We start from the raw sequence: 6,352 nt of genomic DNA, 5'->3' as shown, positions 1-6,352 counted from the left end.
CCCTCATCCGCCGTGAGACGCGCGGAGTTAAATCACTGATTTGCCCGACGGCGAAAGCGGAATATTTTTCGCTGATAGTCTGGACAGACTTTCGACTGATTTGCCCGTCGGGTTGATTTGTCGCACGGAAAGCAACCACACCGTCATTCCGGGGCGATGCGCCAGCATCGAGCTATGATGTGCAATTGCACATCAGAGAATCCATTTCTCCACTTGCGCCTGCGGCCTGATGGATTCCGGGCTCGTCCTTCGGACGCCCCGGAAGACGAAGGGAGTCAGATGTGCTCGGCCATGATCTCGCCGGGCCGCGCATCCGGCTGCGGCTCGATATCGACCGACCAGAGGTCGCGATCATCGACGTCCTTCAACGTCACCGTCATTACCTCGCTCGTTCCGTCGATGTCGATGCGGCCGAAGAATTGCAGGCCGAAGCATGGGGCGAGGTTGTCGCCCTGCTCCGCGCTGCAGCCTTTCTGATACATCGCCTTTGGGCCAAAAGTGTTGTCGAGCACGCCAGGCGACCAGGAGCCGGCGTGCAGCGGGCCGGAGACGAATTCCCAGAACGGCTCGAAATCTGGGAATACAGCGCGGTTCGGATCGTAATGATGGGCCGCGGTGTAATGCATGTCGGCGGTGAGCCAGATCGTGTTGCGGATGCCGGCACGCTTCATGAAGGACAGGAGATCGGCGATCTCGTGCTCGCGCCGCTCCGGCGGGCCGTCGCCGAGCGCGACCGCATCCAGGCTGATGAGGCCGATCGGCAAGTCCGCGGCAATCACCTTCCAGGTGGCGTTGGAAGCGACCAGCTCGCGCTTCAGCCACGCCAACTGTGCCTTGCCGAGGATGAAGCTGTCGCTGCCACCGCCCTTGTTCCAGGTGGAGTCGCGGTAAGAGCGCATGTCGATCAGGAACACGTCGAGCAGCGGGCCATAGGCGATCTTGCGATAGACGCGGCCGTCCTGCTCGAACACCGGGCGCATCGGCATGAATTCGTGAAATGCGCGCCGCGCCCGCGCCACCAGACGCGAGGAGCCGTCCTCGGCATAGCCGGCCTCATCAACGGTGCCGATCGGCGACCAGTCGTCGGCGACCTCGTGGTCGTCCCACTGCGCGAACATCGGCACCTCCGCATGGAAGGCGCGGAAGTTTGCATCATACCAATTGTATTTGTAGTTGCCGCGAAACTGCTCGAGGCTCCTGGCAACGGCCGACTTCGCCTCGGTGACGATGTTGCGCCAGAGCGTGCCGTCCGGCAACGGCAACTCCGACGGCACTGGGCAATCGGCATAGATGTGGTCGCCGGAATGGATGAAGAAGTCGGGACGGTTCTCCAGCATGGTGCGGTAGCTGCGCAGGCCGCCGCGGGAGGGATCGATGCCCCAGCCCTGCCCCACGGTATCGCCGGACCAGACGAAGGAGATCGATTGGCGCGTCACCGGCGCCGTGCGGAAACGGCCGGTCCTCGCCTCGCCCGCAAGCCCATCGGACGATTCAAAGCGCACGCGATAGAAGATGTCCTGTCCCGGCGGCAGGCCGTCGAGCAGGAGCTTTGCGGTGAAGTCGGTCGAAGGCAACACGTCGGTCGCAACAGTGCGAAGGATGGTTTTGAAATTCTCGTCGGCTGCGCATTCCACCTGCATCCGCGCGGCCCGATCGGCGCGCGACCAGATCACCGCGGCATCGCCTGAGACGTCGCCCGATTGAATCCCGCATCGAAGTTCGGGGCGATCAGCAGCGCGGCTGAGATAGGGTTTTGCGAGAGTGCCAAGACTTGCGAGTGCGGCTGATGAGCCTGACCGGATCAGAAGCTGGCGCCGGGTCAGGCCGCGCCTGGCGCGTGTCGCGATCGCCATTGGGCAGGATCTCCGTCGAATCGCGACGAAGGTTGCCCGCGCTGCTTGACTCTCGGCTTACGGTTTTACGACAGGGGGATGACTCGTGAAAACACCCTCGTCATGCCCGGGCTTGCCCGCCTTCGCTATCGCTTCGCCGGACTGACAGCGGAGCGCTCGGCGAAGCCTTGGCGTAGCCGGGTCCCGGGCATCCACGTCTTGCAGCCACGCAAGCGGCTTCGTGGATGGCCGGGTCAAGCCCGGCCATGACGGAGAATGTGTACGCCAGTGGTGCTCTTAAGACTTTGCCGGGCGCGCGGGTCAGCGCCAGTTGCAGATGCCGCCGGAGCGGCAGGGCCAGGTCTGGATGCGGGTGTCGCGGGCCTGGGCGTCGAGTGGGTTGCCGTGCCGGCGGGCAAGCTTGGCGCGGGCGGGAACGCGGCGCTCGGTGCGCACCGACCGCTCAGGCGCAGGCGCGACATGCGCTGCCCTGACCCTTTTCGTCTGCACCGGCTTCGGTTCCGCGACCACGTGTGCAGCATCATTGTGATCGCTCTTGGCTTCGACGGGAACCCGGGCGAACTCGGTCGGCGGGCCGAGGCGCTTGGGCGACAGCACGGCCTTGGAGAGGTCGAGATTGAAATAGTCGCCGGGGCGGTAATCGTCCGCCATCGCCGGGACGCTCAGGACCAGGGCGGCGGTGGCAACGGCGGCCAGAACTGCATTTCTGGAGCTCACCGAACGCCTCCGAAATGACTCCAATGGAACATGCCCATCATGTAGGAGGCCGGCCGGACAATTCCAGCCGATCCTGCGGGCAGGGTTACCGATCAACGAAGGCGATGGAATGGCCGCAGATTGCTTCCTGCGGCCCAAGGACTGGATCGGAACCTACTCGGCCGCCTGCGCCACCGGGGCTTGAAGCGCAGCTTCGAGCCGCTGACACTCCTGGCGATAGCGCGCGACGTTGGCTTCCTTGACGTGGCCGTAGCCGCGTACCAACTCGGCGGCCTTCGCCAGCGCCGCCAGCCGCGGCACATCGAGCGGCTTCTTGCCGAGATGGCGGAGGATCATCGCCGAATATTCGCCCGGCAGCGCCCGCTCCATCCGCCGCTCGGCAGTGTAGCCGAAGATATCGAGCGCGGTGCCGCGCAAGCGCTTCAGCCGCGCCAGCAGATTGAACGCACTGAACACCCAGGGCCCGAACTCGCGCTTCTGCAGATGTCCGGTGACCTTATCGCGGCGCGCGAACAGCGGCGGGGCGAGCAGCACCTTCAACCCGGGTTCGCCGTCAAACTGCTCCTTCAACGCCTTGGCGAATTCGCCATCGGTATAGAGCCGGGCGACCTCGTACTCATCCTTGTAGGCCATCAGCTTGAACAAGCCCTTGGCGAACGCTTCCGTCAGTTCGTGCGAGCCGGGAGCGGCCGCGGTTTCGGCAGCGCGGACGCGCGCGACGTCGGCGAGGTAGCGCTGCGAATAGGCCTCGTCCTGATAATCGGCGAGGAACTTGGCGCGGAAGGCGATGGTCTCGTCGAGCGTGCGCCTTGCCGGCGCCGCGCTCGAGGTCTTGAAACGCGCGGCGCTGACGACGCGCGCCAGGTCGTGCGCGGCAAGCCGGCCCCAGGAGAAGGCCATCTTGTTCATGTCGACCGCGGCGCCGTTCAGCTCGATCGCCTTCATCAGCGCCTCCAGCGACATCGGCACCGCGCCGCGCTGGAACGCGAAACCGAGCAGGAAGGCGTTGGTGGCGATGCTGTCGCCTATCAGCGCAGTCGCCAGCCCGGTGGCGTCGAGGATGTCGAGGTCGGACGAGGTGACGGCTTCATTCAGCGCATCACGCATCGCGCCCGCCTCGAAATCGAGGTCGGGATTCATCACGAAGCTCGCGGTCGGCAGCAGGTCGGCGTTGACGATCGCGCGCGTCACGCCGCGCTCGGCCCGGCTCAGCGCCGCGACGCTGGTCGCGACCACGATGTCGCAGCCGAGAATCAGATCGGCGCCACCGGCGGCGATGCGGACGCTGGCGAGATCCTCCGCACGCGGCGCGAGCCGGACATGACTCATGACCGCTCCGTTCTTCTGCGACAGGCCGGTGAAGTCGAGCGTCGAACAGGCCAGCCCCTCGACATGGGCGGCCATGCCGAGCAGCGCGCCGATGGTGATGACGCCGGTGCCGCCGATGCCGGTGACGAGGATGTTGTAGGAACCGGAAAGCGCCTGCGGCTTCGGCGTCGGCAGGTCCGCGAACAGCGCCGACGGATCGGCAGCGGCACGGTCGGCCTTGCGCAGCTTGGGGTCATGGACGGTGACGAAGCTCGGGCAGAAGCCCTCGATGCAGGAGAAGTCCTTGTTGCAGTTCGACTGGTCGATGCGGCGCTTGCGGCCGAGCTCGGTCTCGAGCGGCTGCACCGAAACGCAGTTCGACTGCACCGAGCAGTCGCCGCAACCCTCGCAGACGCGCTCGTTGATGAAGACGCGCTTCGGCGGATCGGGATAGAGCCCGCGCTTGCGGCGGCGGCGCTTCTCCGCGGCGCAGGTCTGGTCGTAGATCAGGACCGTGAGGCCCGCGACGTCGCGCAGCTCGCGCTGCACGGCGTCGAGTTCGCGGCGGTGATGCACGGTGGCACCAGTGGGGAAATAGTTGGGCGGATATTTCGTCGGATCGTCGGAGACGATGGCGATGCGCTTGGTGCCTTCGGCGGCGACCTGATGCGCGATCTGCGACACCGTGAAGCTGCCTTCGGCGGGCTGGCCGCCGGTCATCGCCACCGCGTCGTTATAGAGGATCTTGTAGGTGATGTTGACGCCGGCGGCGGCCGCGGCGCGCAGTGCCAGCAGGCCGGAATGGGTGTAGGTGCCGTCGCCGAGATTCTGGAAGACGTGCTGCTCGTCGGTGAACGGCGCCTGCCCGATCCAGGCCACGCCCTCCGCGCCCATATGCGAAATGGTCGCGGTGCGGCGCGCCGGGATCGACAGCGCCATGCCGTGACAGCCGATGCCGGCCATGGCGCGGCTGCCTTCGGGTATCTTGGTCGAAGTGTTGTGCGGGCAGCCCGAGCAGAAATAGGGCGTGCGCTGCAGCTTGGCCGCGCCGATGCCTTCGGCCGGCCGATCGAAAGCTTCGAGCTTGGCCAGCCGCTGCTCCAGCATCGGGCTGCGATGGCCAAGCTTGCGAAGCCGCGCAACAACGGCGGCGGCAACCATGGTCGGCGTCAACTCGCCCTCGCTCGGCAGCAGCACCGCGCCGCTCTCGTCGCGCTTGCCGACCACCGACGGGCGCTTGGAGGCATCGACATTGTAGAGGATGCGGACGAGCTGGTCCTCGATGAAGCCGCGCTTCTCCTCGACCACGAGCACGTCCTGCAAGCCCTCGGCGAAGGCGCGGGCCCCGGATTCCTCGAGCGGCCAGGTCAGCGCGACCTTGTAGATGCGCAAGCCCAGCGCCTGTGCTTCCGCGTCGGTGACGCCGAGTTCGGCCAGCGCCTGACGCAAATCGAGATAGGCCTTGCCGGTTGCCATGATGCCGAGCCGCGCCGGCTTGGAGTCGAGCACGATGCGGTCGAAGCGGTTGGCGCGGGCGAAGGCGGCGACGGCCTGCATCTTCGGACCGTGCAGGCGCCGCTCCTGCTCGAGCGGCGCGTCGGGCCAGCGGATGGAGAGGCCATCCGGCGGCATCTCGAAATCATCTGGCGTCACGATCTGGATGCGACCGGGATCGCTGATGATGGAGGCCGAGCTCTCCACCGTCTCGGAGATCGCCTTGAAGCCGACCCAGCAGCCGCTGTAGCGCGACAGCGCGAAGCCGAGGATGCCGAGGTCGAGATAGTCCTGCAGCGTGGCCGGATTGACGACCGGCATCAGCGCGGATGCGAACACCTGCTCGCTCTGATGCGCCAGCGTCGAGGACTGGCAGCCATGGTCGTCGCCGGCGAGCGCGATCACGCCGCCGTTCCGCGAAGTGCCGGCCGAGTTGGCATGCTTCAGCGCATCGAGCGAGCGGTCGACGCCGGGGCCCTTGCCGTACCAGATGCCGAACACGCCATCGACCTTGGCGCCCGGAAACATGCCGACCTGCTGGCTGCCCCACACCGCGGTCGCCGCCAGATCCTCGTTGAGGCCGGGAACGAAGGCGATGTCATGCTGCTTGAGGAAAGATTTTGCCCGCCACAATGTGTGGTCGTACATGCCGAGCGGCGAACCGCGGTAGCCGGAGATGAAACCCGCTGTCTTGAGTCCCTGCGCGCGATCGCGTTCGCGCTGCAACATGGGGAGCCGGACCAGCGCCTGGGTACCGGAAAGGAAGATGCGTTTGACGTCCAACCGGTACTTGTCGTCCAGGCCAACTTCCATCAGCGACATGCTTCGCTCCCCGTTCGTGCAAGCTTTTTATGGCTGCATAAAATGCACCGTTTTGCTATGCGTTGAAGGGCCTGCATTCATGGCGTAACAGCATATCTCCCGGCATTTCCCGCCCCCTTGCCGGCCCCGCGCATCTTTGAAACGCTGTTGTCAACGGG

General features: G+C 65.7%; 3 protein-coding genes. All 3 read right to left on the bottom strand.

What is annotated here, in order from left to right; translation table 11 throughout:
• Positions 1 to 275: 275 nt before the first annotated feature.
• The 3 genes from OZ411_RS19520 to OZ411_RS19510 all read right to left on the bottom strand — a co-directional run bounded on the left by OZ411_RS19520 (position 276) and on the right by OZ411_RS19510 (position 6,194).
• Positions 276 to 1,853: an alkaline phosphatase D family protein gene (locus tag OZ411_RS19520; protein ID WP_282529254.1), complete on the bottom strand. Its 1,578-nt coding sequence runs from the start codon at positions 1,851 to 1,853 to the stop codon at positions 276 to 278.
• Between the two features lie 300 nt (positions 1,854 to 2,153).
• On the bottom strand, positions 2,154 to 2,504 hold the full coding sequence (locus tag OZ411_RS19515; RefSeq protein ID WP_130579927.1) for a hypothetical protein: 351 nt from the start codon (positions 2,502 to 2,504) through the stop codon (positions 2,154 to 2,156).
• A gap of 219 nt (positions 2,505 to 2,723) precedes the next feature.
• Positions 2,724 to 6,194 carry an indolepyruvate ferredoxin oxidoreductase family protein gene (locus OZ411_RS19510; protein ID WP_282529253.1) on the bottom strand — a complete coding sequence of 1,157 codons (3,471 nt, stop codon included), beginning with the start codon at positions 6,192 to 6,194 and terminating at the stop codon, positions 2,724 to 2,726.
• Between the last annotated feature and the right edge of the window lie 158 nt (positions 6,195 to 6,352).

This window comes from Bradyrhizobium sp. Arg237L, assembly GCF_029990105.1.
Classification (GTDB): Bacteria; Pseudomonadota; Alphaproteobacteria; order Rhizobiales; family Xanthobacteraceae; genus Bradyrhizobium.
This window is presented reverse-complemented; position numbering and strand designations above follow the sequence as displayed.